Genomic DNA, 25,272 nt, shown 5'->3' with positions numbered 1-25,272 from the left:
CACCGATGACCACACAAACCACCGAGAAGACCCCGAACACCCCCGCCACCGGCGCGGCGACCGGCCTCATCGGCATCCCACCGCACCTCGGACGCGCCCTCGCCACCGGCGGCGGCCTCCTCACCATCGTCTCCACCTTCCTCGCCTGGACCTGGACCGCCGCCTTCCCCGGCGACCTCACCGTCTACGGCTACCCGGGCGGCCTCCAGGTCCTCGTCCTCATCGGCGGCGCCCTCACCACCCTCTTCGGCCTCTCCTCCTACGGCGTCAAAGGCCTCCGCTGGCTCACCCCCGCCGGCGCCGACGCCGCACTGAGGTTCGCCGCACTCGCCACCTTCGCGACCACCTGGTACACCGTCCTCGCCATCAGCCTCCAGCTCGGCGGCCTGGTCAACCTCGAACCCGGCGCCTACATCGCGGCGATCGTCACCCTCGTAGCCCTCCTCGGCGCCCTCGCGCTCCCCTTCGAGCGCCCCGCACCCGACCCCATCGACCCCGACGAAACCGGCTGGAGCCTCGCCAAGCACCGCGCGGGCCACGGCTGGCAGACCGTCAAGGCCGCCTTCGCCGCCGGCGAGCCCGGCCCCGTACGCGCCCTGCCCTCCTACGCCGAGATCCTCATCATCGTCGCGGTCCTCGCCGTCTGCCTCACCGTCTTCACCTACGGCATCGGCACCGAGTACGACGAACTCTTCGTCGGCTTCCTGATCACGGCCGGGTTCGGCTTCGCAGCCGCCCACAAGGCGGGCCTCATCCGCCAGGCCACCCGGATCACCGCACGGCACCAGACCATCACCATCTGGGGCGCCTTCGTCGCCGCGGCACTGTTCCCCTTCACCCAAACCGACGACCAGTACGCCACCATCGGCGTCTACATCCTGATCTTCGCCACCGTCGCCCTGGGCCTCAACATCGTCGTCGGCCTCGCCGGCCTCCTCGACCTCGGCTACGTCGCCTTCCTCGGCGTCGGCGCCTACGCCGCAGCCCTGGTCTCCGGCTCGCCCAGCTCCCCCTTCGGCGTCCACTTCCCCTTCTGGGCCGCCGTCCTGGTCGGCGCCGCCGCCTCACTGATCTTCGGCGTACTGATCGGCGCCCCGACCCTGCGGCTGCGCGGTGACTACCTCGCCATCGTGACCCTCGGCTTCGGAGAGATCTTCCGCATCGCCGTCCTCAACATGGACGGCACCTCCGGACCCGACATCACCAACGGCTCCAACGGCATCTCGGCCGTGCCGGACCTGAAGATCCTCGGATTCGACCTCGGCGCCCGGCACGACATCCTCGGCGTCACCATCGGCCGGTTCGCCAACTACTTCTTCCTGATGCTGATCATCACCGCCGTCGTCGTCCTCGTCTTCCGACGCAGCAGCGACTCCCGCATCGGCCGGGCCTGGGTCGCCATCCGCGAGGACGAGACCGCCGCCCTCGCCATGGGCATCAACGGCTTCCGCGTCAAACTGATCGCGTTCGCCGTCGGCGCCGCCCTCGCCGGCCTCGCCGGCACCGTCCAGGCACACGTCACCTACACCGTGACCCCCGAGCAGTACCTCTTCGCCGGTACGACACCGCCCAACTCCGCGTTCCTCCTCGCCGCGGTCGTCCTCGGCGGCATGGGCACCATCGGCGGACCGCTCCTCGGCGCCGCACTGCTCTTCCTCATCCCCAACAAGCTCCAGTTCCTCGGCGACTACCAGCTTCTCGCCTTCGGACTCGCGCTCGTCCTGCTCATGCGGTTCCGACCCGAAGGCCTCATCCCCAACCGGCGCCGCCAACTGGAATTCCACGACAAGGCCGAAGCGCCCGCAGTCCTCGGCAAGACAGGGGCCTGACCACCATGACCACCGACACCACCACCAAGGACAGCACCCCGGGCGCCCCTGCCCCCGGCGCCACCGTCCTCGACGCACGCGGCGTCACCATGCGCTTCGGCGGACTCACCGCCGTCAACGGCGTGGACCTCACCGTCAACAGCGGCGAGATCGTCGGCCTCATCGGCCCCAACGGCGCCGGCAAGACCACCTTCTTCAACTGCCTGACGGGCCTCTACATACCCACCGAGGGCGAAGTCCGCTTCAAGGGCCAGGTACTGCCCGCCAAGTCCTTCAAGGTCACGGCCGCCGGCATCGCGCGGACGTTCCAGAACATCCGGCTCTTCGCCAACATGACAGTCCTGGAGAACGTCCTCGTCGGCCGCCACACCCGCACCAAGGAAGGCTTCTGGTCAGCCGTCCTGCGCGGCCCCGGCTTCCACAAGGCCGAGGCCACCTCCCGCGAACGCGCCATGGAACTCCTGGAGTTCGTCGGCCTCGCCGGAAAGGCCGAACACCTCGCACGGAACCTGCCCTACGGCGAGCAGCGCAAGCTGGAAATCGCCCGCGCCCTCGCCAGCGAACCGGGCCTTCTCCTCCTGGACGAGCCCACGGCAGGCATGAACCCCCAGGAGACACGAGCCACCGAGGAACTCGTCTTCGCCATCCGCGACCAGGGCATCGCCGTCCTCGTCATCGAGCACGACATGCGCTTCATCTTCAACCTCTGCGACCGCGTCGCCGTCCTCGTACAGGGCGAGAAGCTCATCGAGGGCGACAGCGCGACCGTCCAGGGCGACGAGCGGGTCATCGCCGCCTACCTCGGCGAACCCCTCGCGAACGACCCCGGCGCCGCGGAAGCAGCCGAAGTGGAAGCCGCCGAGGCCCACGCCCAGGCCGACACCACCACGGACACCGCGGCCGGCAAGGAGAACGACCGATGACCGCACTGCTCGAGGTCGAGGACCTCCGCGTCGCCTACGGCAAGATCGAAGCCGTCAAAGGCATCTCGTTCAAAGTCGACGCCGGCGAAGTCGTCACCCTCATCGGCACCAACGGCGCCGGCAAAACCACCACCCTGCGCACCCTCTCCGGCCTCCTCAAGCCGGTCGGCGGACAGATCAAGTTCGGCGGCAAGTCGCTCAAGAAGGTCCCCGCACACCAGGTCGTCTCCCTGGGGCTCGCCCACTCCCCCGAGGGCCGGCACATCTTCCCCCGCATGACCATCGAGGACAACCTCCGCCTCGGCGCCTTCCTCCGCAACGACAAACCAGGCATCGAGAAGGACATCCAGCGCGCCTACGACCTCTTCCCCATCCTCGGCGAACGCCGGAAGCAGGCCGCGGGCACCCTCTCCGGCGGCGAACAGCAAATGCTCGCCATGGGCCGCGCCCTGATGTCCCAGCCCAAACTGCTCATGCTCGACGAACCCTCCATGGGCCTCTCACCGATCATGATGCAGAAGATCATGACGACGGTCGCCGAGCTGAAATCCCAGGGCACCACCATCCTGCTCGTCGAGCAGAACGCCCAGGCCGCCCTCTCCCTCGCCGACCACGGCCACGTCATGGAAGTCGGCAACATCGTCCTGTCCGGCAGCGGACAGGACCTCCTCCACGACGAATCGGTCCGCAAGGCCTACCTCGGCGAGGACTGAGCCGGTAGCCCTACGACGAGGCCCGCGCCCCCAGTGGGGACGCGGGCCTCGCGCACGCTCCGGGGCCTCAGCCCTTGGACGCCTTCTTCTCCTCGGCGTCCTGGATGACCGCCTCCGCCACCTGCTGCATCGACATCCGCCGGTCCATCGACGTCTTCTGAATCCACCGGAACGCCGCCGGCTCCGTCAGGCCGTACTCCGTCTGCAACACCGACTTCGCCCGGTCCACCAGCTTCCGGGTCTCCAGCCGCAGACTGAGGTCCGCGACCTCCTTCTCCAGCGCCTTCAGCTCCGTGAACCGCGAGACGGCCATCTCGATCGCCGGAACGACGTCACTCTTGCTGAACGGCTTCACCAGATACGCCATCGCCCCGGCGTCCCGGGCACGCTCCACCAGGTCGCGCTGCGAGAACGCGGTCAGCATCAGCACCGGCGCGATGCTCTCCTCGGCGATCTTCTCGGCCGCGGAGATGCCGTCCAGCTTGGGCATCTTCACGTCGAGGATCACCAGGTCGGGCCTGTGCTCCCGAGCCAGCTCCACGGCCTCCTCACCGTCACCGGCCTCACCGACGACGGAGTACCCCTCCTCCTCCAGCATCTCTTTGAGATCCAACCGGATCAGGGCCTCGTCCTCGGCGATGACAACACGGGTCGTCAGCGGAGGCACGTGCGACTGGTCGTCTTCGGGCACGTCTACGGGCTGGGGCGACTCGGGGGCGGTCACGTGGCGCTCCTTGTTCCGGGGCAGGCGGTACTGCTGACAAGAGCGTACCTAGCTGCGATAAGGTGGGGGCACGGCGGGTGACCGCCAACCTTTGTTTTACAGGACGCCTCGGTAGTCCAGCGGTAGAGACACGGTGCTCAAACCACCGACAGCGTGGGTTCGAATCCCACCCGGGGCACTTTTCCTTCATTTCTAAGGTCGACAACTCGGACGCCCACGTCAGAGCCAGGTACTGACGACCGGCCTACCGGGGACTGTCGTCCTCTCCGATGTGGTGCACTCGGACCAGGTTCGTCGTGCCCGACACCCCGGGTGGCGAGCCGGCCGTGATGACCACGACGTCGCCCTTCTCGCAGCGCCCGTAGCGGGTGAGGAGTTCGTCCACCTGGTCGACCATCGCGTCCGTGGAGTCCACGTGGGGGCCGAGGAAGGTCTCCACGCCCCAGGTCAGGCTGAGCTGTGAGCGTGTCGCCGGCTCGGGGGTGAAGGCGAGCAGCGGGATGGGTGAGCGGTAGCGGGAGAGGCGGCGGACGGTGTCGCCGGACTGGGTGAAGGCGACCAGGTACCTCGCGCCGAGGAAGTCGCCGATCTCCGCCGCCGCGCGGGCGACGGCGCCGCCCTGGGTGCGGGGCTTGTTGCGTTCGGTCAGCGGGGGCAGGCCCTTGGCGAGGATGTCCTCCTCGGCCGCCTCGACGATCTTGGCCATCGTGCGCACCGTGTCGGTCGCGTGTTTGCCGACGCTCGTCTCGCCGGACAGCATGACGGCGTCCGTGCCGTCGATGACGGCGTTGGCGACGTCGGAGGCCTCGGCGCGGGTGGGCCGGGCGTTGTCGATCATGGAGTCGAGCATCTGGGTGGCGACGATGACCGGCTTGGCGTTGCGCTTGGCGAGTTTGATGGCGCGCTTCTGGACGATGGGGACCTGTTCGAGGGGCATTTCGACGCCGAGGTCGCCGCGGGCGACCATGATGCCGTCGAAGGCGGCGACGATGTCCTCGATGTTCTCGACGGCCTGCGGTTTCTCGACCTTGGCGATGACGGGGAGGCGGCGGCCCTCCTCGTCCATGATGCGGTGGACGTCGAGGACGTCGCGTCCGCTGCGGACGAAGGAGAGGGCGATGACGTCGAAGCCGTTGCGCAGTGCCCAGCGCAGGTCGTCCTCGTCCTTCTTGGAGAGGGCGGGGACGGACACGGCGACGCCGGGGAGGTTGAGGCCCTTGTGGTCGGAGACCATGCCGCCCTCGATCACCGTCGTACGCACCCTGGGGCCGTCGACTTCGGTGACCTCCAGGCAGACCTTGCCGTCGTCGACGAGGACGCGTTCGCCGGGGGTGACGTCGGCGGCGAGGCCGGCGTAGGTGGTGCCGCAGGTGTGGCGGTCGCCGTGGACGCCTTCTTCGACGGTGATGGTGAAGGTGTCGCCGCGTTCAAGGAGTACGGGGCCTTCGGCGAAGTGGCCGAGCCGGATCTTCGGGCCCTGAAGGTCGGCGAGGGTGCCGACGCTGCGGCCGGTTTCGTCGGACGCCTTCCGGACACGGCGATAGCGCTCTTCGTGTTCGGCGTGGGTGCCGTGGCTGAAGTTGAAGCGGGCGATGTCCATGCCGGCATCGACCAGGTCCTTGATCTGGTCGTATGTGTCGGTGGCGGGCCCAAGAGTGCAGACGATCTTTGCTCGGCGCATGAGTCGAGCCTATGACTTACCGACCGGTAGCGAATTGGCCACGCATGACCACTCAACAACCTTTGAGTAAAGGGCTATTGACAAGTGTTGAATTGTGCGCCGGGCCGCTCCGATGAGCATTCGAATCGGCTCTCACCCTTGACAGGCGCCATGTTCAGGACAGAATCTACGCGCGTCGCCAATCATGGGCACGGGTCACCGAGGAGAGTCAGCCATGCCGTTGAACCGCCGGAAGTTCCTGAGCAGGTCCGCCGTGACGGGGGCGGGTGTCGCGCTGGCCGGCGCGGCGGCGGCTCCGGCGGCCGGGGCGGTCCCCGCGCACCGGGGCCGCGGGAAGCCGAAGCGGTACGCGCTGACGGTGCTGGGCACCACCGACCTGCACGGGCACGTCTTCAACTGGGACTACTTCAAGGACGCCGAGTACGCGGACGCGGCGGGCAACGCCCAGGGCCTGGCCCGGGTCTCCACGCTGGTGGACCAGGTCCGTGAGGAGAAGGGCCGCCGCAACACGCTGCTGCTGGACGCGGGCGACACCATCCAGGGCACCCCGCTGACGTACTACTACGCGAAGGTCGACCCGATCACCGCCGAGGGCGGCCCGGTGCATCCGATGGCGCAGGCGATGAACGCGATCGGGTACGACGCGGTGGCGCTCGGCAACCACGAGTTCAACTACGGCATCGAGACGCTGCGGAAGTTCGAGGAGCAGTGCGATTTTCCGCTGCTCGGGGCGAACGCGGTGGACGCGAAGACGCTGAAGCCGGCGTTCCCGCCGTACTTCATGAAGACGTTCCGGGTGAAGGGCGCGCCGCCGGTGAAGGTGGCGGTGCTGGGGCTGACCAACCCGGGCATCGCGATCTGGGACAAGGCGTATGTGCAGGGGAAGCTGGCTTTCCCGGGGCTTGAGGAGCAGGCGGCGAAGTGGGTGCCGAAGCTGCGTTCGATGGGCGCGGACGTGGTGGTGGTGTCGGCGCATTCCGGGTCGTCGGGCACGTCGTCCTACGGTGACCAGATCCCGTACGTCGAGAACGCGGCGGCCAACGTGGCCAGGCAGGTGCCGGGTATCGACGCGATCCTCGTGGGGCACGCGCACACGGAGATCGCGGAGCTGAAGGTCGTGAACGAGGAGACCGGGAAGACGGTCGTGCTGTCGGAGCCGCTGTGCTACGCCGAGCGGCTCGCCCTCTTCGACTTCGAGCTGGTCTTCGAGCGGGGCCGCTGGCACGTGGAGTCGGTCAAGGCGTCGCTGCGGAACTCGAACACCGTCGAGGACGACCCCCGGATCACGAAGCTGCTCACGGACGAGCACGCGAAGGTCGTGGCGTACGTCAACCAGGTGGTCGGCACGGCCACCGAGACGCTGACGACGGTGGAGGCGCGCTACAAGGACGCGCCGATCATCGACCTGATCACCAAGGTCCAGGAGGACGTGGTCAGGGAGGCGCTGGCGGGTACGGAGTACGCGTCGCTGCCGGTGCTGGCGCAGGCCTCGCCTTTCTCGCGGACGTCCGAGATCCCGGCCGGGGACGTGACGATCCGGGACCTGTCGAGCCTGTACGTGTACGACAACACCCTGGTGGCCAAGCTGATGACGGGTGCCCAGTTGCGGGCGTACCTGGAGTACTCGGCGGAGTACTACGTCCGGACGGCGGCCGGCGCGCCGGTGGACGTGGACAAGCTGACCAACGCGGGCGGCCGCCCGGATTACAACTACGACTACGTGTCGGGGCTGACGTACGAGATCGACATCGCGCGGGCCGCCGGGTCGCGCGTCAGGAATCTCGCGTACGCCGGGGCTCCGCTGGACGACGCGCGGCAGTTCGTGCTGGCGGTGAACAACTACCGGGCCAACGGCGGTGGCGCGTTCCCGCATGTGGCGTCGGCCAGGGAGCTGTGGGCGGAGTCGACGGAGATCCGTACGCGGATCGCCGAGTGGGCGACGGCGAAGGGTGTGCTGGATCCGAGGGACTTCGCGTCCGTCGGCTGGTCGTTGACGCGGGACGGTGTGCCGGTGTTCTGAGTCCGTTTCCGGCCGGGGCAGCCTCAGATTCCGTCCGCCAGTGGGGTGAGCGTCCGGTGTCGGCGCGCGGCCGGGATCCGGGGCTGTCCGTGTTCGAGGCCGAAGGTGGTGAAGGCGGTGCGGCCGGGCAGCGGGTAGGGCTCCTGTCCGGTCAGGTCGTTGAGGATGGTCGCGCTGCGCCAGGCGGCGAGGCCGAGGTCGGGGGCGCCGACTCCGTGGGTGTGTGTTTCGGCGTTCTGGACGTAGACCCGGCCGGTGACGGAGGGGTCGAGGACGAGGCGGAAGCGTTCGTCGACGCGGGGGCGTTCGTGGCTGTCGCGCCGCATGTAGGGATCGAGTCCGGCGAGGACGCGGCCGAGGGGGCGTTCACGGTAGCCGGTGGCGAGGACGACGGCGCCGGTGGTGAGGCGGGTGCGGGTCTGCTGCTGGGCGTGTTCGAGGTGCAGTTCGACTTTGGTGGTGGCGATGCGGCCGGCGGTGCGGACGTGGACGCCGGGGGTGAGGACGGTGTCGGGCCAGCCGCCGTCGAGGGTGCGCCGGTAGAGCTCGTCGTGGATGGCGGCGGTGGTGTCGGCGTCGATGCCCTTGTGGAGTTGCCATTGGGAGGCGACGAGCCGGTCGCGGACGGGTTCGGCCAGGCCGTGGAAGTAGCGGGTGTAGTCGGGGGTGAAGTGCTCCAGGCCGAGTTTGGAGTACTCCATGGGCGCGAAGGCCTCGGTGCGGCCGAGCCAGTGCAGTTTCTCGCGGCCGGGGGGCCGGTGGCGGAGCAGGTCGAGGAAGATCTCCGCGCCGGACTGGCCGGTGCCGATGACGGTGATGTGTTCGGCGGCGAGGAGTGTCTCGCGGTGGTCGAGGTAGTCGGCGGCGTGGACGACGGGGACGCCGGGGGCGTCGACGAGGGGTCTGAGCGGGTCGGGGACGTAGGGCTCGGTGCCGACGCCGAGGACGATGTTGCGGGTGTGGGTGCGGCCGAGGGCCTCGGCTTCTCCGTCGGCGTCGAGTTGGGTGTAGTCGACTTCGAAGAGGTCGCGTTCGGGGTTCCAGCGGACGGCGTCGACCTGGTGGTGGAAGTGGAGGGAGGGGAGGTTCTCGGCGACCCAGCGGCAGTACGCGTCGTATTCGGCGCGCTGGATGTGGAAGCGTTCGGCGAAGTAGAAGGGGAAGAGGCGTTCTCGGGCCCGGAGGTGGTTGAGGAAGGTCCAGGGGCTGGCCGGGTCGGCGAGGGTGACCAGGTCGGCGAGGAAGGGCACTTGGACGCGTGCGCCGTCGATGAGCAGGCCGGGGTGCCAGTGGAAGGCGGGGCGCTGGTCGTAGAAGACGGTGTCGAGGCCGGTGAGGGGGTCGGCGAGCGCGGCGAGGGAGAGGTTGAAGGGGCCGATGCCGATGCCGACGAGGTCGCGGGGGGCGTCGGGCGCGGGGTGCGGGGTGGTGTTCATCGCGGGGCGGGTCCTTCCGGGGGGTTTTCCACACGGGTCACGAGGGTCAGGAGGGCGGCCAGGTCGTCGGGCCGGGTGTGGGGGTTGAGCAGGGTCGCCTTGAGCCAGAGCCGGCCGTCGGCGCGGGCGCGGCCGAGGACGGCGCCGCCGGTGGTGAGCAGGGTGCGGCGTACGGCGGCGACGGCTTCGTCGGTGGCGTGGGCGGGACGGAACAGCACCGTGCTGATGGTGGGCGGGGCGTGCAGTTCGAAGCCGGGGTGGTCGTGGACGAGGGCGGCGAACCGTTCGGCGAGCAGGCAGACGTCGTCGACGAGTGCGCCGATGCCGCCGCGTCCCAGGGTTTTGAGGGTGACGGCGATCTTGAGGATGTCGGGGCGGCGGCTGGTGCGCGGGGAGCGGCCGAGGAGGTCGGGGAGTCCGGCGTCGGTGTCGTCGTCGGCGTTGAGGTAGTGGGCGCGGTGGTGGAGCGCGGCGAGGTCGGCGGCGTCCGCGACGGTGAGGAGGCCGGCGGCGATCGGCTGCCAGCCGAGTTTGTGCAGGTCGAGGGCGACGGTGTGGGCGGCGTCCAGTCCGGCCAGTTTGGGGCGGTGGCGGTCGCTGAGGAGGAGGCCTCCGCCGTAGGCGGCGTCCACGTGCAGGCGGGCGTCGTGGGCGGCGCAGCGGTCGGCGATGTCGGGCATGGGGTCGATGAGTCCGGCGTCGGTGGTGCCGGCGGTGGCGACGACGAGGTGCGGTCCGGGGACCTGGGTGAGGGCTTCGTCGAGGGCGGCGGGGTCGAGGGTGCCTGCGGGGGCGGGGACGACGACGGGTTCGGGCAGGCCAAGGAGCCAGGCGGCGCGGGGCACCGAGTGGTGGGCGTTGGCTCCGTGGATGAGCCGCAGGCCCGCGCCGTGCGCTTCGCGGGCGAGCAGGACGGCGAGTTGGTTGGACTCGGTGCCGCCGGTGGTGACGAGGGCGTCGGCGGCGCCGGTCTCCCGGGCCAGGGTGCGGGTGACGAGGGCTTCCAGCGCGGAGGCGGCGGGTGCCTGGTCCCAGGAGTCGAGGGACGGGTTGAGGACGCTCGCGGCGAGGTCGGCGGCTGCGGCGACGGCGAGGGGCGGGCCGTGCAGGTGGGCGGCGCACAGTGGGTGGCCGGGGTCGGCGGCGCCCTCGGCGAGGGCGGTGACCAGGACGCGGAGTGCCTCGGGTTCGCCGAGGTCGGGCAGGATCTCGCCGGCCGCGTCCGCCACCCGGGCGGCGACGGTGTCCGGGCCGCCCGCGGGCAGTGGTCCTCCGCGGGTGGCCGCGCCGGTGCGCAGCGCGTCGAGCACGGTGTCGAGCAGGGGCCGCAGGGCGTCGGGGCCGTGCGGGCCCGAGGCGAGGGGCGGCAGGCCCATGGCTGTCCTCCGGGCGCGGGGACGAGGGAGTTCCAGCTTGTACGCGGATGTGCGCGTACGCCCGGACAGCCCAAGATCACAACCCGAAAGGGGTATCCCGCGGCCGGTCCCCCGGGGTCGGGGACCGGCCGCGTCCGGGTCAGTGCGTGTCCGCTTCCCGTACTCGCAGGGCGCGGGCCAGGTCGTCGAGTTGGTCGGCGAGCTTGCGGCGCAGGGCGGGGATCGGGTCGGCGTCGGTCAGGCAGTCCTGGCCGAGGCGCAGGTTGTCGGCGTCGACGGCGTGGACGGGGAAGGCCCAGCGGCCGGCGGCGTCGGCGATGGCGGGGCCGCGGCGGGCGGCGACGGCGACCGCCTCGGCGTAGTAGCGCGGTACGTAGTCCCGTACGAGGTCGGCCTGTTCGGGCTGCCAGAAGCCCTGGGCGGTGGCGGTGAAGAGGTAGTTGGAGAGGTCGTCGGTGGCGAACATGGCTTGCCAGGCGCGGCTCTTGGCCTCGGGGTCGGGCAGCGCGGCGCGGCAGCGGGCGGCGCCCTCCTGGCCGGTGGCGCTCGGGTCGCGTTCGAGTTCGGCGGTGATGGCCCTCTCGTCGGTGGCGCCGAGGACGGAGAGGCGGGTGAGGATGCGCCAGCGCAGTTCGGGGTCGAGTTCGGGGCCGCCGGGGACGGTGCCGTCGGCGAGCCAGGCGGCGATGGTGTCGGGGTGGGCGGCGGTGGCGATGCGGTGGCGTACGGCGATGAGGCGCAGGCCGGGGTGGTCACCGTCCTCGGTGCGGCGGATGAGGTCGCGGCACAGGTCGGTGAGGGTGGCGAGGGCGGCGGGCCGCTGTTCGGGGGTGACGTAGCGGTCGGCGGCCTGGGCGGAGGCGAAGGCGAGGACGCCGTCGACGAGGGCGAGGTCGGTCTCGTACGGGAGGTGGGTGCGGGCGATGTCCAGGTAGGCGCGGGCGGGGAGTTCGCCGTCGCGGACGGCGTCGCGCAGGGCGTTCCAGACGACGGCGCGGGTGAGCGGGTCGGGCAGGCCGGACAGGCCGGTGCGCAGGGCTTCGAAGGACTCGGTGTCGAAGCGGATCTTGGCGTAGCTCAGGTCGCCGTCGTTGAGGACGACGAGGGCGGGGCGCTTGCCGATGGGGCGGGGTTCGGCCCGGGGTACGTCGAGGTCGAGGCGTTCGCGCAGGGTGAGCCGGCCCTCGTCGGTGAGGTCCTGGTCGTAGAGGCCGACGGCGATGCGGTGGGGGCGGGTGCCGGTGCGGTCGACCGTGAGCGCGCGGCTGCCGTTGTCGCCGGTGACGCGCGGGGCGAGGGTGTCGACGCCGGTGGTGCGCAGCCAGGCGTCGGCCCAGGCGTGCACGTCGCGGTCGGTGGCGGCGGCGAGGGAGTCGATGAAGTCGGCGAGGGTGGCGTTGGCGAACTTGTGCCGCTCGAAGTGGATGTTGATGCCGGCGAGGAAGTCCTTCTCGCCGAGCCAGGTGACGAGTTGCCGCAGGGCGGAGGCGCCCTTGGCGTAGGAGATGCCGTCGAAGTTGAGGAGGGCGGAGGCGGTGTCCTCGACGTTCTCGGGGGCGACGGGGTGGGTGGTGGGGCGCTGGTCGGCGTCGTAGCCCCAGGGTTTGCGGGTGACGCCGAAGTCGGTCCAGGTCTCGGTGAAGCGGGTGGCCTCGGCGGTGGTCTGGTAGCCCATGTACTCGGCGAAGGACTCGTTCAGCCAGATGTCGTCCCACCACCGGAGGGTGACGAGGTCGCCGAACCACATGTGGGCCATCTCGTGGGCGATGACCATGGCGCGGGTCTGCCGCTGGGTGTCGGTGACGGCGGACCGGAAGACGAACTCGTCGCGGAAGGTGACCAGGCCCGGGTTCTCCATGGCGCCGGCGTTGAACTCGGGGACGAACGCCTGGTCGTAGGAGTCGAAGGGGTAGGGCTCGGTGAACTTCTCGTGGTACCGGTCGAAGCAGCCGCGGGTGACTTCGAACAGTTCTTCGGCGTCGGCGTCCAGGTGGGGGGCGAGGGAGCGGCGGCAGTGGATGCCGAAGGGCAGGCCGCGGTGTTCGGTGCGCACGGAGTGCCAGGGGCCGGCGGCGACGGCGACGAGGTAGGTGGAGACCGGCGGTGTGGTGGCGGCCTTCCAGTGGCCTTCGCCGGTGTGCTCGGTGACGCCGTTGGACAGGACGGTCCAGCCCTGGGGCGCCGTGACGGTCAGGTCGAAGACGGCCTTGAGGTCGGGCTGGTCGAAGGCGGCGAAGACGCGCTGGACGTCGTCCAGGAACAGCTGCGTGTAGACGTAGGTCTCGCCGTCGGCGGGGTCGGTGAAGCGGTGCATGCCCTCGCCGGTGCTGGAGTAGCGCATGGCCGCCTCGACGCGCAGCTCGTGCTCGCCGGGGGTGAGGTTCTTCAGCGCCAGCCGGTTCTCGTCGAGGGTGTCCGGGTCGAGGGGGTGTCCGTCCAGGGTGGCGGTGCGCAGCTCGGCGGGCTTGACCTCGACGAAGGTGTCCGTGGTGTCCGTGTCGCCGCGGACGGTGAACCGGATGACGGTGCGGGAGCCGAAGGTCTCGTCCCCACGGGTCAGATCGAGGTCGATCGCGTAGTGGTGGACGTCGAGGAGCCGGGCACGGGTCTGCGCTTCGTCGCGCGTCAGTACGGACATGCACGACATGCTGCCTGATGCCGTCGGCAGCGCACAGAGGCGGATGGGTACGCGGATTATGTCCGGTCCGTACGAGGCCGCCGCGCCCCCGGCGTGCGCCCCCCGTGGGCGAGGGGCGCGGGGCAGCTCGGGACTCGGCCGGGACTCAGCCGGCGGCCGGGGCCTTGCCGTTGCCGTTCTCGTTGCCGTTCTCGTTGCCGTTGCCGTTGCCGTTGCTCTCCGCGATGCGCTCGTGGTGGTGGATCACCTCGGCGATGATGAAGTTCAGGAACTTCTCGGCGAACGCCGGGTCCAGTTTGGCGCTCTCGGCGAGGGCTCGCAGCCGGGCGATCTGCTTCGCCTCACGCGCCGGATCGGCGGGCGGCAGCTGGTGCCCGGCTTTGAGGTGGCCGACCTGCTGGGTGCACTTGAAGCGCTCGGCGAGCATGTGGACGACGGCCGCGTCGATGTTGTCGATGCTGTCCCGCAGCCGGGCCAGTTCCTCGCGGACGGCGGGGTCGACGGCACCGGTACCGGTGTGGCTGGTGGTCATGGGCGCCAACCCTACGGGCGGACCCCGGGCCGTCGCAGTCCGTCTCAGGCCCCGAGAACGCCGCCGCTGCCGCCCGCCCCGATCCGCTTGTGGAAGTACACGTCCTCGTGTCCGCCGGGCACGCCCTCGACGCGCCCCCGCTCCCGGAAACCGAGCCTCGGGTAGAAGCCGGGCGCCTGGAAGGTGTACGTGGATACGATCATGTCGGTGCAGCCGCGCCGGACCGCCTCCTCCTCCGCCGCCCGCATCAGCCGGCTCCCCCAGCCGGCCTGCCGCTGCTCCTCGCACACCCACAGCATGTCCACGGAGGCGAGGGTGCACCAGGTCCAGGCGGTGAGCCCGCCGACCAGGGCGCCCGACTCGTCGGTGACGCGCACGGTGAGGGGTTCGGTCCGCGCGCCGCCGGCGGCCGCGGTGTTGAAGGCGGTCAGCTCGTCGTCGAGCCGCTGTTCCAGGTCGTCGTCCGCGCCGCCCACGCGCAGGGAGGCGGCGGCGACGGAGTGCTGTTCGCTGGTCACGGTTCCGGATTGTGCCGTGGGCCGGAGCGCGGGGCGAACGGTTTGTGCCGGGCGCCGCGGGTGGCGGTGCGGCGCTGCCCGTACAGCGGTCCTCCTCGTACAGTGGGAGAAGGGTTCAGGCGTCTTGGGGGTTCAGACGTGGCGAACGGCGGACCGGTGGAGCACGGTTACCCGCACCTGGAGACGGTGCGGGCCGCCGTCACCGCGCTCTACAAGCGGCTGTCCTACGACACCGTGCAGACGTTCTCGGCCAGCGTGGCCCCGGCCGACGTGGCGTTCTGCGACACCGACGACCTGTACCTGGGCACCCAGCGGGTGGCCCACGAACTGGTGCGTCACTACCGTCTCCCCGACGCCCGGATGATCGTCTCCTTCCGGGAGATGACGCACGCGGCGAGTGTCGAGCTGGCGGCGGGGCCCGAGTACTTCATCGAGCTGAACGACCGCTTCCGCACCCATCGCCGGGACATCGGCGCGGCCCTCGCGCACGAGGTGATGCACGTGTATCTGCACCGCCTCGACCTGTCCTTCCCCGGCACCCGGGACAACGAGATCCTCACCGACACCGCGACGGCGTACCTGGGCGCCGGCTGGCTCCTGCTGGACGCCTACCGGGAGGACTCGGCGTCGTCCCAGAAGCTCGGGTATCTGACGCCGGAGGAGTTCGGCTACGTCCTGGCCAAGCGGGCGCTGGTCTTCGGTGAGGACCCGTCGGTGTGGTTCACGAGTCCGCAGGCCTACACGGCGTACGTCAAGGGCATGGCCAGGGCCCGCCGGGACGAGCAGCAGCCGCCGCTCACCGCGGCCGGCTGGGCGGGCCGCCGCCGCTACGCCCGGGACCGCCGCCACGCGCAGGACCCGCATGCCGCCCCCGTCCCTCCGGCGGAGGGCCCGTACTCCTTCACGCCGGGCGGGCGCGAGCCGCTGCGGGTGTCGTTCCCCTGTCCGACCTGTCATCAGCGGATCAGGGTGCCGGTGCGGGGGCGGGTACGGGCGCGGTGCGGGCTGTGCCGGACGGTGCTGGAGTGCGACACGTAGACCGGCACATGGACCGGGACGTGGACCGGGACATGGACCGGCACACGGACCGGCGAACGGTGCTTCAATGCGCGCATGACGGAGACGATCAGGGAGCCCTGGGGGCTCAGTGTGTTCGGTGCGGGCAGTGTGCGGGTCGAACCGCAGCTGGTGCGGGTGAAGCTGGCGGTGGACGTGCTGGAGCCCTCGCCGGACGGGGCCTTCCAGGAGGCGGGGACGGCCGTGACACGGCTGCGCGAGGTGCTGCGCCGGCACGGGATACCGGACACCTCCGTCTCGGGCTCCCGGCTCACGCTCAGCTCGGAGTACAACGGCTACGGCGGTGAGCGGACGTTCGCCGGCTACCGCTGTCAGGCCTCGTACTCCGTGGAGACCGGGGCGCTGGACGACCTCCAGCGGCTGATCGTGGACGCGGTCGAGGCGGGCGCGCACCGCATCGACAGCGTCGAGTTCGACGTGCACGACAAGCCGGCGATGCGCGACGAGGCCCGCCGCAGGGCCGTGGCCGCCGCGCGGCGCAAGGCCGACGTGTACACGGAGGAGGCGGGTGTGCGGCTGGGTCCGGTGGTGCACATCCAGGACGTGGACGCCGACTCCTTCGTCCAGTACCGCGGCCACGGCGGCGGGGGCGGCGGCTCGGCCGGGGACCTGGCGCCGGGGATGGTGGAGGTGTCGGCGGGTGTGGTGCTGGGATTCGCGCTGAGCCGCTGAGCCGCTGAGCCGCCGGCCCTGTCTCAGGCAGGCCGTACGATGCCCTGCGCGCGTGCGGCCACCAGCCACTTGGGGAACTCGCCCACCAGTTGGTCGTACAGCTCGGCGTCGGTCACCTTCTTCGGGTCGCGGCCCGCGTGGAAGAACCCGGCGTTGTCGACGACCCGTTTGCCCGGCACCGCCAGTTCGTCGAGCTTGCGCAGGTACTCGAACTGGCGGCTGCCCGGGTCGCCGAAGCCGACGAACTGCCAGAACAGCGGCAGCGGCGCCGCCTTGCACAGGTACCGCTCCGCGGCGAGCCGGTTGATCGGGCCGCCGTCGGTCTGGAAGACGACCAGGGCGGGGTGGTGGGCGCCGCTGTCGAGGTAGTGGTCGATCACGGCGTCCATGGCCAGGTGGTAGCTGGTCTTGCCCATGTGCCCGAGGCCGGCCACGATCCGCTCGATGCGGCCTTGGTGGTCGGCGAGCGCGATCTCAGTGACGGCGTCGACGTCCGTGGAGAAGAACACCACCGGCACGGTGCCGTCGTCGTCGAGGTGCGCGGACAGCCCGAGCACCCGGTCGGCGAGCGCCTGCACGCTGCCGTCCTTGTAGTACGGCTTCATCGACCCGGAGTAGTCGACGACGAGGTAGACCGCCGCCCGTGTCCCCTCCAGCCCGTGCTTGGTCAGCGACACCCCGGCGCTCTTGTACGGATCGACCAGCGCCGGCGCGGTCTCCCGCACCTTGGTGAGACTGATGGCGGCCATGCGGACTCCCCCGTCACCCCGTACGTACGGCATCTGGCTGCCGAGGTTACGGCACGGCGCACCCCGCCTCTCAGCTCGTCCACAGGCATTCGCTATTTTGTTCGCCGCCGACCCCACCGGCTCACCGTCCGTCCCGCCCCGAGGAGCCGGCCGTGGATTCCGAGTCCACCGTCACCACCTGCTACCGCCATCCCGCGGTGGAGTGCCACGTCCGCTGCACCCGCTGTGAGCGCTTCATCTGCCCGGACTGCATGCGCGAGGCGTCCGTGGGCCACCACTGCCCCGAGTGCGTGAAGGAGGGGGCGCGGTCGGTCCGGCAGGCCCGGACGATCGCCGGCGGCCGGGTGTCGACGACGCCCGTGGTGACGTACGTCCTGTTCGCTCTCAACGTCCTCGCGTATCTGGCGGAGGTGGTGCGGCCGGAGATCGTGGACCGGTTCGCCATGGTCGGCGCGCGGCTGGTCGGCCCGGACGGCGGCCACTACGCCGGCGAGGGCGCCCGCTTCGTCTTCGGGCCGCTGCGGGTGGAGGGTGTCGCCGGGGGCGAGTGGGAGCGGATGCTCACCGGCGCCTTCCTCCACGTCTCGCCGTTCGAGGGGACGTTCGGGATTCTGCACATCACGATGAACATGATCGCGTTGTGGCAGCTGGGGCGGGTGGTGGAGCTGATGCTCGGCCGGGTCCGTTTCGCCGTCCTGTATCTGCTGTCGGCGCTCGGTGGTTCCGTCCTGCAGCTGGTGTTCGACGACCCCTGGCAGTCCTCGGTCGGCGCGTCGGGCGCGGTCTTCGGCGTGGCGGCCGCGTACTACGTCCTGCACCGCCGGCTGGGCGCGGACATGGCGTCGGTCAACCGTTTCATGGGGTTGCTGCTGCTGTGGCTGGTGGTGTCCGCCGGGCTCACCTCCTGGCAGGGCCATCTCGGCGGACTGCTGGTGGGCGGCGCGCTGGCCCTGGCGTACGCGTACGCTCCCCGGGGCGGGCGCCGGGTGGCGGTGCAGGTGGGCGCGTGCGCGGGGCTGGTGGTGCTGCTGGCGGTGACGGCGGCGGTCAAGGTGTCGGAACTGACAGGCGGAGGTCTTCCCCTATGAGAGGTATTCCCCGATGAAACGTGCCGGTGTGCTGCTCCTCGCGGCCGTTCCCGTGATCGCCACGGGGGTGTACTTCGTGATGCCGACGGACTCGGCCGACGCCCCGGTGACGCCGCCCGTGGCCACCACCCAGTCGTCCCGCGAGGACGCCAAGAGCCGGGCGGAGGAGGAGCGGGAGGCGGACGACGCGCTGATCGCCGACCTGCCGCCGGGGCTCGCCGCCCCCGCGAAGAGGGAGCTGGCCCAGCAGCTGGTGTCCAGCGCCGAGAACTCGACGACCAAGTGGCGCACCTCCTACGGCACGATCGAGGACCTGGGCGACGGATGCGGCTACACGGCGGGCATCATCGGCTTCTGCACGGGCACGCACGACCTGCTCACGCTGGTCGAGCGCTACACGAAGTCCCACCCGGACAACGGCCTGGCGGAGTACCTGCCCGCCCTGCGCGAGGTCGACGGCAGCGACTCCCACGAGGGCCTCGACCCCGGCTTCACGGCCGCCTGGCAGGCGGAGGCGGAGCTCCCGGCGTTCCGTGCGGCCCAGGAGGAGGAGCGCGACCGCGTCTACTTCGAACCGGCGGTCCGCCTGGCCAAGCTGGACGGTCTCGGCACGCTGGGGCAGTTCGTCTACTTCGACGCGATGGTCTTCCACGGCCCCGACACGGACGCCGAGGGCTTCTACGGGCTGCGTGAGCAGGCCATGCGCGAGGCGAAGACGCCGGGGCAGGGCGGCGCCGAGAAGGCCTACCTGAAGACCTTCCTGGACGTCCGCCGGGACGCCATGCGGGCGAAGCGTCCGGGCATCGACACCTCCCGCGTGGACACGGCGCAGCGCCGGTTCCTGGAGGCCGGGAACATGAAGCTGGACACGCCGCTGGTGTGGGAGATGTACGGGGACACGTACCGGCTGCCGTAGCGACTGCCGTAGGGGCGCATGCGACGGCGCCTGCCCTTTGTCCGGTCGGGGACGGGGCAGGCGCCATCAGTGTTCCGCACGCCTTTGTGCGGGACGTTCTTCGGTTGTTCCGTCCGTCAGACCGCGAGGGCGCGGTCCGTCGGGCGGATCGGGGCCGGCAGTTCGCTGGCTCCGGTCAGGAAGCTGTCGGCGCCGCGGGCGGCCGAGCGGCCCTCCGCGATCGCCCAGACGATGAGCGACTGGCCGCGGCCGGCGTCACCGGCGACGAACACACCCGGCACGTTGGTCTGGAAGTCGGCGTCCCGGGCGATGTTACCGCGTTCGTCGAGCTCCAGGCCGAACTGGTCGACCAGTCCGTTCTCCCGGTCGGTGCCGGTGAAGCCCATGGCGAGGGTGACCAGCTGGGCCGGGATCTTGCGCTCGGTGCCCGGCTTCGGGGTGAGCTTGCCGTCGATGAACTCGACCTCGCTCATGTGCAGCCACTGGACGTTGCCGTCCTCGTCGCCCTCGAAGTGGGTGGTGGAGACGGCGTAGACCCGCTCGCCGCCCTCCTCGTGGGCCGAGGTGACCTTGTAGAGCATCGGGAAGGTCGGCCACGGCTGGCGCACCGCGTCCCGCTCCTCGCCCGGCCGGGGCATGATCTCCAGCTGGGTGACGGAGGCCGCGCCCTGGCGGTGGGCGGTGCCCACGCAGTCGGCGCCGGTGTCGCCGCCGCCGATGACGACGACGTGCTTGCCCTCGGCCGTGATCGGCGGGGCGACGTAGTCACCCTCCTGGACCTTGTTGGCCAGGGGCAGGTACTCCATGGCCTGGTAGATGCCCTTGAGTTCGCGGCCGGGGGCCGGCAGGTCGCGGGCGGTGGTGGCGCCGGCGGCGATGACCACGGCGTCGTAGCGCTTCTTGAGGTCGGTGGCCTTGAGGTCGCGGCCGATCTCGACGCCGGTGCGGAAGCGGGTGCCCTCCGCGCGCATCTGCTCGATGCGGCGGTTGATGTGCCGCTTCTCCATCTTGAACTCGGGGATGCCGTACCGGAGGAGGCCTCCGATGCGGTCCGCGCGCTCGTAGACGGCGACCGTGTGGCCGGCCCGGGTCAGCTGCTGGGCGGCGGCGAGACCCGCCGGACCCGAGCCGATGACGGCGACGGTCTTGCCGGACAGGCGCTCGGGGATCTGCGGGGCGACGTCCCCGGTCTCCCACGCCTTGTCGATGATCGAGACCTCGACGTTCTTGATGGTGACCGGCGGCTGGTTGATGCCGAGCACGCACGCGGACTCGCACGGAGCCGGGCACAGGCGGCCGGTGAACTCCGGGAAGTTGTTGGTGGCGTGCAGGCGCTCCTGCGCGGCCGACCAGTCCTCGCGGTAGGCGTAGTCGTTCCACTCGGGGATCAGGTTCCCGAGCGGGCAGCCGTTGTGGCAGAACGGGATGCCGCAGTCCATGCACCGGCTGGCCTGCTTGCTGATGATCGGCAGCAGGGAGCCGGGGACGTAGACCTCGCTCCAGTCCTTGACGCGCTCCTCGACGGGGCGGGTCTTGGCGACCTCGCGTCCGTGGTTCAGGAAGCCCTTGGGATCAGCCATTGGTCGCCGCCTCCATCATCTTCTCGGTGGTCTCGGTCTCGGAGAGACCGGCTCGCTCGGCGGCGTCCTTGGCGGCGAGCACTGCCTTGTACGTGCTGGGGATGATCTTGCTGAAGCGCTCCACGGCGGCGGGCCACTCGGCGAGCAGCTTCTCGGCGACGGTCGAGCCCGTCTCCTCCTGGTGCCGGCGCACGACGTCGTGCAGCCACTCGCGGTCGGCGTCGTCCAGCGCCTCGATCGCGCCCACGTTGCCCGCGTTGACGTTGTCGCGGTCGAGGTCGACGACGTAGGCGACGCCGCCGGACATGCCGGCCGCGAAGTTGCGCCCGGTCTCGCCGAGGACGACCGCGTGGCCGCCGGTCATGTACTCGCAGCCGTGGTCGCCGACGCCCTCGGAGACGACCAGCGCGCCGGAGTTGCGGACGCAGAAGCGCTCGCCGACCTTGCCGCGCAGGAACATCTCGCCGCCGGTGGCGCCGTAGCCGATGGTGTTGCCGGCGATCGTGGAGTACTCGGCGAGGTGGTCGGCGCCCCGGTCGGGGCGGACGATCACCCGGCCGCCGGAGAGGCCCTTGCCGACGTAGTCGTTGGCGTCGCCCTCCAGGCGCAGCGTGATGCCGCGCGGGACGAAGGCGCCGAAGGACTGGCCGGCGGAGCCGGTGAAGGTGATGTCGACGGTGTCGTCGGGCAGGCCCGCGCCGCCGAACTTCTTGGTCACCTCGTGGCCGAGCATGGTGCCGACCGTGCGGTTGATGTTGCGGATCGCGACCTGGGCGCGCACCGGCGCGGCGCCGGTGGCGTCGGAGGCGGCCAGCGCGTCCGACGCGAGCTTGATCAGCTGGTTGTCGAGCGCCTTCTCCAGGCCGTGGTCCTGCTCGACGGCCTGGTGGCGCACCGCGCCCTCGGGCAGCGCGGGCACGTGGAACAGCGGCTCCAGGTCGAGGCCCTGCGCCTTCCAGTGGTTCACGGCGCGGGTGACGTCGAGGGTCTCGGCGTGGCCGACGGCCTCCTCGATGGAGCGGAAGCCCAGCTCGGCGAGGATCTCGCGGACCTCCTCGGCGATGAACCGGAAGAAGTTCACGATGTACTCGGCCTTGCCGGAGAACCGGTCGCGCAGCGTCGGGTTCTGGGTGGCGATGCCGACCGGGCAGGTGTCCAGGTGGCAGACGCGCATCATGACGCAGCCGGAGACGACGAGCGGCGCGGTCGCGAAACCGAACTCCTCGGCGCCGAGCAGCGCGGCGATGACGACGTCCCGGCCGGTCTTGAGCTGGCCGTCGGTCTGGACGACGATCCGGTCGCGCAGGCCGTTGAGCAGCAGGGTCTGCTGGGTCTCGGCGAGGCCGAGCTCCCAGGGGCCGCCCGCGTGCTTGAGCGACGTGAGCGGGGATGCCCCGGTGCCGCCGTCGTGGCCGGAGATGAGGACGACGTCCGCGTGCGCCTTGGAGACGCCCGCCGCGACCGTGCCGACGCCGACCTCGGAGACCAGCTTGACGTGAATCCGCGCCTGCGGGTTCGCGTTCTTCAGGTCGTGGATCAGCTGGGCCAGGTCCTCGATGGAGTAGATGTCGTGGTGCGGCGGCGGGGAGATCAGGCCGACGCCGGGGGTGGAGTGCCGGGTCTTGGCGACCCAGGGGTACACCTTGTGGCCGGGCAGCTGGCCGCCCTCGCCGGGCTTGGCGCCCTGGGCCATCTTGATCTGGATGTCGTCCGCGTTGACCAGGTACTCGCTGGTGACGCCGAAGCGGCCGGAGGCGACCTGCTTGATCGAGGAGCGGCGCGCCGGGTCGTACAGGCGCTCCGGGTCCTCACCGCCCTCACCGGTGTTGGACTTGCCGCCCAGCTGGTTCATGGCGATGGCGAGGGTCTCGTGCGCCTCCTGGGAGATGGAGCCGTACGACATGGCGCCGGTGGAGAAGCGCTTGACGATCTCGGAGGCGGGCTCGACCTCGTCGACGGGGATCGGCTGCCGGTCGCTCTTGAAGCCGAAGAGGCCGCGCAGCGTCATCAGCCGCTCGGACTGCTCGTTCACACGCTCGGTGTACTTCTTGAAGGTGTCGTACTTGCCGGAGCGCGTGGAGTGCTGGAGGCGGAAGACCGTCTCCGGGTCGAACAGGTGCGGCTCGCCCTCGCGGCGCCACTGGTACTCGCCGCCGATGTCCAGCGCCCGGTGGGCGGGCGCGATGCCGCTGGCCGGGTACGCCTTGGCGTGGCGGGCGGCGACCTCCTTGGCGATGACGTCGATGCCGACGCCGCCGATCTTGGTGGCCGTGCCGTTGAAGTACTTGGCGACGAAGGCCTCGTCGAGGCCGACGGCCTCGAAGACCTGGGCGCCGCGGTAGGAGGCGACGGTGGAGATGCCCATCTTGGACATGACCTTGAGGACGCCCTTGCCGAGGGCGTAGATCAGGTTGCGGATGGCCTGCTCGGGCTCGCCGTCGACGGACTGGAGGAAGGTGCCCGCGCGGACCAGGTCCTCGACGGACTCCATGGCCAGGTACGGGTTGACGGCGGCGGCGCCGTAGCCGATGAGCAGGGCGACGTGGTGGACCTCGCGGACGTCGCCGGCCTCGACCAGCAGGCCCACCTCGGTGCGCTGCTTGGTGCGGATGAGGTGGTGGTGGACGGCCGCGGTGAGCAGCAGCGACGGGATCGGGGCGTGCTCGGCGTCCGAGTGGCGGTCGGACAGGACGATCAGCCGGGCGCCGTTCTCGATGGCGGCGTCGGCCTCGGCGCAGATCTCCTCTATGCGCGCGGCGAGCGCGTCGCCGCCGCCGTGCACCCGGTAGAGACCGGAGAGGGTCGCGGCCTTGAAGCCGGGCATGTCGCCGTCGGCGTTGATGTGGATGAGCTTGGCCAGCTCGTCGTTGTCGATGACCGGGAAGGGCAGCAGGACGCTGCGGCAGGAGGCGGCCGTCGGGTCCAGCAGGTTGCCCTGCGGGCCCAGGGAGCTGCGCAGGGAGGTGACCAGTTCCTCGCGGATCGCGTCCAGCGGCGGGTTGGTGACCTGTGCGAACAGCTGGGTGAAGTAGTCGAAGAGCAGCCGGGGGCGCTCGGAGAGCGCGGCGATCGGCGAGTCGGTGCCCATGGAGCCGATCGGCTCGGCGCCTGCCTTGGCCATCGGTGCGACGATGACGCGCAGTTCCTCCTCGGTGTACCCGAAGGTCTGCTGGCGTCGGGTGACCGAGGCGTGGGTGTGCACGATGTGCTCGCGCTCGGGCAGGTCGGACAGCTCGATCTCGCCGGCCTCGATCCACTCGGCGTACGGCTTCTCCGCCGCGAGCTGGGCCTTGACCTCGTCGTCCTCGATGATGCGGTGCTCGGCGGTGTCCACGAGGAACATGCGGCCGGGCTGGAGGCGGCCCTTGCGGACGACCTTGGCCGGGTCGATGTCGAGGACGCCGACCTCGGAGCCGAGCACGACGAGGCCGTCGTCGGTGACCCAGTAGCGGCCGGGGCGCAGGCCGTTGCGGTCGAGCACGGCGCCGACCTGGGTGCCGTCGGTGAAGGTGACGCAGGCGGGGCCGTCCCAGGGCTCCATCATCGTGGAGTGGAACTGGTAGAAGGCGCGCCGGGCGGGGTCCATGGAGTCGTGGTTCTCCCACGCCTCCGGGATCATCATCAGCACGGAGTGCGGCAGCGAGCGCCCGCCGAGGTGCAGCAGCTCCAGGACCTCGTCGAAGGAGGCGGAGTCGGAGGCGTCCGGCGTGCAGATCGGGTAGAGCCGCTCCAGGTCCGGGGAGGAGCCGAACAGGCCGGAGGCGAGCTGGGACTCGCGGGCGACCATCCAGTTGCGGTTGCCCTTGACCGTGTTGATCTCGCCGTTGTGCGCGACGAAGCGGTACGGGTGGGCGAGCGGCCAGGCCGGGAAGGTGTTCGTCGAGAACCGGGAGTGCACGAGCGCGATCGCGGACGCGAAGCGGCGGTCGGACAGGTCCGGGAAGAAGGGCTCCAGCTGGCCCGTGGTCAGCATGCCCTTGTAAACGATGGTCCGCGCGGACAGCGACGGGAAGTAGACGGCGGCCTCGCGCTCGGCGCGCTTGCGCAGCACGAAGGCGCGGCGGTCGAGGGCGATGCCCTGCGACTCGCCGTCGGCCACGAAGATCTGACGGAAGACCGGCATGGTCGACCGGGCGGTGGCGCCCAGCATCTGCGGGGCGACCGGGACCTCGCGCCAGCCGAGGACGGTGAGGCCCTCCTCGGTCGCGATCGTCTCGATCCGCGAGACGGCGTCCTCGGTGCCGTCCACCGGCAGGAAGGCGATACCGACGGCGTACGCCCCGGCCTCGGGCAGTTCGAATCCGGCCACCTCGCGGAGGAAGGCGTCCGGCACCTGGGAGAGGATGCCCGCGCCGTCGCCCGAGTCGGGCTCGGAGCCGGTGGCACCGCGGTGCTCGAGGTTGCGCAGCACGGTGAGTGCCTGGTCGACCAGGGTGTGGGACGCCTCGCCGGTCAGAGTGGCGACGAAACCGACGCCACAGGCGTCGTGCTCGTTGCGGGGGTCGTACATACCCTGCGCAGCAGGGCGAGCATCCATGAAGGACCGGTTCTGGCCATTCGCGGAATGCTGGGACGGCTGGCGCGGCGTACGCATCGGCTCTCCCGTCGTCGTCATCTGGCATGTGCAAGTGCCGAGGGACGACGTTGGCCCTCTGCTTGAGTGCAAAATTTCGTGCAGGTTACATGATGGAGCGGTTCTCGGGAACCGGGATAATCCGTTCCAACATGCGGACACCGAGGGGTTCGCGGCGGGGTGCCGCACCCGGCGGTGGAAGCTATGGAGACCGCGGCGGACAGATC

At 70.6% G+C, this 25,272-nt stretch carries 18 protein-coding genes and 1 tRNA gene; 9 read left to right on the top strand and 10 right to left on the bottom strand.

Going from position 1 to position 25,272, the window contains the following annotated elements:
- Positions 1–5: 5 nt before the first annotated feature.
- Genes RI578_RS29305 through RI578_RS29295 form a run of 3 tightly spaced genes read left to right on the top strand, consistent with a single transcriptional unit; the run spans position 6 to position 3,465 of the window.
- Positions 6–1,829 (top strand): ABC transporter permease subunit, encoded by a 1,824-nt coding sequence (locus RI578_RS29305; RefSeq protein WP_310873869.1) that lies wholly within the window; start codon positions 6–8, stop codon positions 1,827–1,829.
- A 5-nt stretch (positions 1,830–1,834) separates the two neighbouring features.
- The gene (locus tag RI578_RS29300) at positions 1,835–2,752 is read left to right on the top strand and encodes an ABC transporter ATP-binding protein (protein ID WP_310873868.1); all 918 of its coding nucleotides are present in this window, start codon (positions 1,835–1,837) and stop codon (positions 2,750–2,752) included.
- Positions 2,749–3,465 carry an ABC transporter ATP-binding protein gene (locus RI578_RS29295; RefSeq protein WP_121746487.1) on the top strand — a complete coding sequence of 239 codons (717 nt, stop codon included), beginning with the start codon at positions 2,749–2,751 and terminating at the stop codon, positions 3,463–3,465. The genes RI578_RS29300 and RI578_RS29295 overlap by 4 nt, the downstream gene beginning before the upstream one ends.
- Positions 3,466–3,532: 67 nt before the next feature.
- Here the strand turns inward: RI578_RS29295 and RI578_RS29290 are convergent, their stop codons facing one another.
- A complete protein-coding gene (locus RI578_RS29290; RefSeq protein WP_121746488.1) occupies positions 3,533–4,189 on the bottom strand; it encodes an ANTAR domain-containing response regulator in 657 nt (218 codons plus the stop codon).
- Between the two features lie 105 nt (positions 4,190–4,294).
- Here RI578_RS29290 and RI578_RS29285 point away from each other — a divergent pair.
- Positions 4,295–4,367 (top strand) — tRNA-Leu (locus RI578_RS29285).
- A gap of 66 nt (positions 4,368–4,433) precedes the next feature.
- On the opposite strand, the gene pyk is transcribed toward RI578_RS29285, so the two are convergent.
- Positions 4,434–5,870, bottom strand: a complete 1,437-nt coding sequence (gene pyk / locus RI578_RS29280) for a pyruvate kinase (protein ID WP_310873867.1) — start codon at positions 5,868–5,870, stop codon at positions 4,434–4,436.
- Positions 5,871–6,084: 214 nt separating this feature from the next.
- Here pyk and RI578_RS29275 point away from each other — a divergent pair, with 214 nt between their 5' ends.
- Positions 6,085–7,890, top strand: a complete 1,806-nt coding sequence (locus RI578_RS29275; protein ID WP_310873866.1) for a 5'-nucleotidase C-terminal domain-containing protein — start codon at positions 6,085–6,087, stop codon at positions 7,888–7,890.
- Positions 7,891–7,913: 23 nt separating this feature from the next.
- Here RI578_RS29275 and RI578_RS29270 read toward each other — a convergent pair whose 3' ends face one another.
- The 5 genes from RI578_RS29270 to RI578_RS29250 all read right to left on the bottom strand — a co-directional run bounded on the left by RI578_RS29270 (position 7,914) and on the right by RI578_RS29250 (position 14,390).
- Positions 7,914–9,326 (bottom strand): SidA/IucD/PvdA family monooxygenase, encoded by a 1,413-nt coding sequence (locus RI578_RS29270; protein ID WP_310873865.1) that lies wholly within the window; start codon positions 9,324–9,326, stop codon positions 7,914–7,916.
- Positions 9,323–10,702 (bottom strand): aminotransferase class V-fold PLP-dependent enzyme, encoded by a 1,380-nt coding sequence (locus RI578_RS29265; RefSeq protein WP_310873864.1) that lies wholly within the window; start codon positions 10,700–10,702, stop codon positions 9,323–9,325. The genes RI578_RS29270 and RI578_RS29265 overlap by 4 nt, the downstream gene beginning before the upstream one ends.
- 139 nt (positions 10,703–10,841) lie before the next feature.
- Positions 10,842–13,340: an aminopeptidase N gene (pepN, locus tag RI578_RS29260; RefSeq protein WP_310873863.1), complete on the bottom strand. Its 2,499-nt coding sequence runs from the start codon at positions 13,338–13,340 to the stop codon at positions 10,842–10,844.
- Positions 13,341–13,485: 145 nt separating this feature from the next.
- Positions 13,486–13,872: a chorismate mutase gene (locus RI578_RS29255; RefSeq protein ID WP_310873862.1), complete on the bottom strand. Its 387-nt coding sequence runs from the start codon at positions 13,870–13,872 to the stop codon at positions 13,486–13,488.
- Positions 13,873–13,916: 44 nt separating this feature from the next.
- Positions 13,917–14,390, bottom strand: coding sequence for a GNAT family N-acetyltransferase (locus RI578_RS29250; protein ID WP_310873861.1), 474 nt, complete (start codon positions 14,388–14,390; stop codon positions 13,917–13,919).
- 138 nt (positions 14,391–14,528) lie between these two features.
- Here RI578_RS29250 and RI578_RS29245 point away from each other — a divergent pair, with 138 nt between their 5' ends.
- Positions 14,529–15,428, top strand: a complete 900-nt coding sequence (locus RI578_RS29245) for a hypothetical protein (protein ID WP_310873860.1) — start codon at positions 14,529–14,531, stop codon at positions 15,426–15,428.
- Between the two features lie 75 nt (positions 15,429–15,503).
- Positions 15,504–16,139: an SIMPL domain-containing protein gene (locus RI578_RS29240; protein ID WP_310873859.1), complete on the top strand. Its 636-nt coding sequence runs from the start codon at positions 15,504–15,506 to the stop codon at positions 16,137–16,139.
- A 23-nt stretch (positions 16,140–16,162) separates the two neighbouring features.
- Here the strand turns inward: RI578_RS29240 and RI578_RS29235 are convergent, their stop codons facing one another.
- Positions 16,163–16,888, bottom strand: coding sequence for a VWA domain-containing protein (locus RI578_RS29235; RefSeq protein WP_310873858.1), 726 nt, complete (start codon positions 16,886–16,888; stop codon positions 16,163–16,165).
- A gap of 152 nt (positions 16,889–17,040) precedes the next feature.
- On the opposite strand from RI578_RS29235, the gene RI578_RS29230 reads away from it, so the two are divergent.
- Both RI578_RS29230 and RI578_RS29225 read left to right on the top strand, forming a co-directional pair.
- Positions 17,041–17,976 carry a rhomboid family intramembrane serine protease gene (locus RI578_RS29230; protein WP_310873857.1) on the top strand — a complete coding sequence of 312 codons (936 nt, stop codon included), beginning with the start codon at positions 17,041–17,043 and terminating at the stop codon, positions 17,974–17,976.
- A gap of 13 nt (positions 17,977–17,989) precedes the next feature.
- Positions 17,990–18,892: a chitosanase gene (locus tag RI578_RS29225; RefSeq protein ID WP_310873856.1), complete on the top strand. Its 903-nt coding sequence runs from the start codon at positions 17,990–17,992 to the stop codon at positions 18,890–18,892.
- A 116-nt stretch (positions 18,893–19,008) separates the two neighbouring features.
- Here RI578_RS29225 and RI578_RS29220 read toward each other — a convergent pair whose 3' ends face one another.
- Both RI578_RS29220 and gltB read right to left on the bottom strand, forming a co-directional pair.
- Positions 19,009–20,472 carry a glutamate synthase subunit beta gene (locus tag RI578_RS29220; RefSeq protein WP_310873855.1) on the bottom strand — a complete coding sequence of 488 codons (1,464 nt, stop codon included), beginning with the start codon at positions 20,470–20,472 and terminating at the stop codon, positions 19,009–19,011.
- Entirely contained in the window at positions 20,465–25,009 is a 4,545-nt protein-coding gene (gltB, locus tag RI578_RS29215; RefSeq protein ID WP_310873854.1) for a glutamate synthase large subunit, read from the bottom strand. The genes RI578_RS29220 and gltB overlap by 8 nt, the downstream gene beginning before the upstream one ends.
- Between the last annotated feature and the right edge of the window lie 263 nt (positions 25,010–25,272).

Origin of the sequence: Streptomyces sp. BB1-1-1 (assembly GCF_031597775.1) — a bacterium.
Classification (GTDB): Bacteria; Actinomycetota; Actinomycetes; order Streptomycetales; family Streptomycetaceae; genus Streptomyces; species Streptomyces thinghirensis.
Note: the sequence above shows the minus strand (reverse complement) of the source record. Positions and strands in the feature narration are given on the sequence as shown.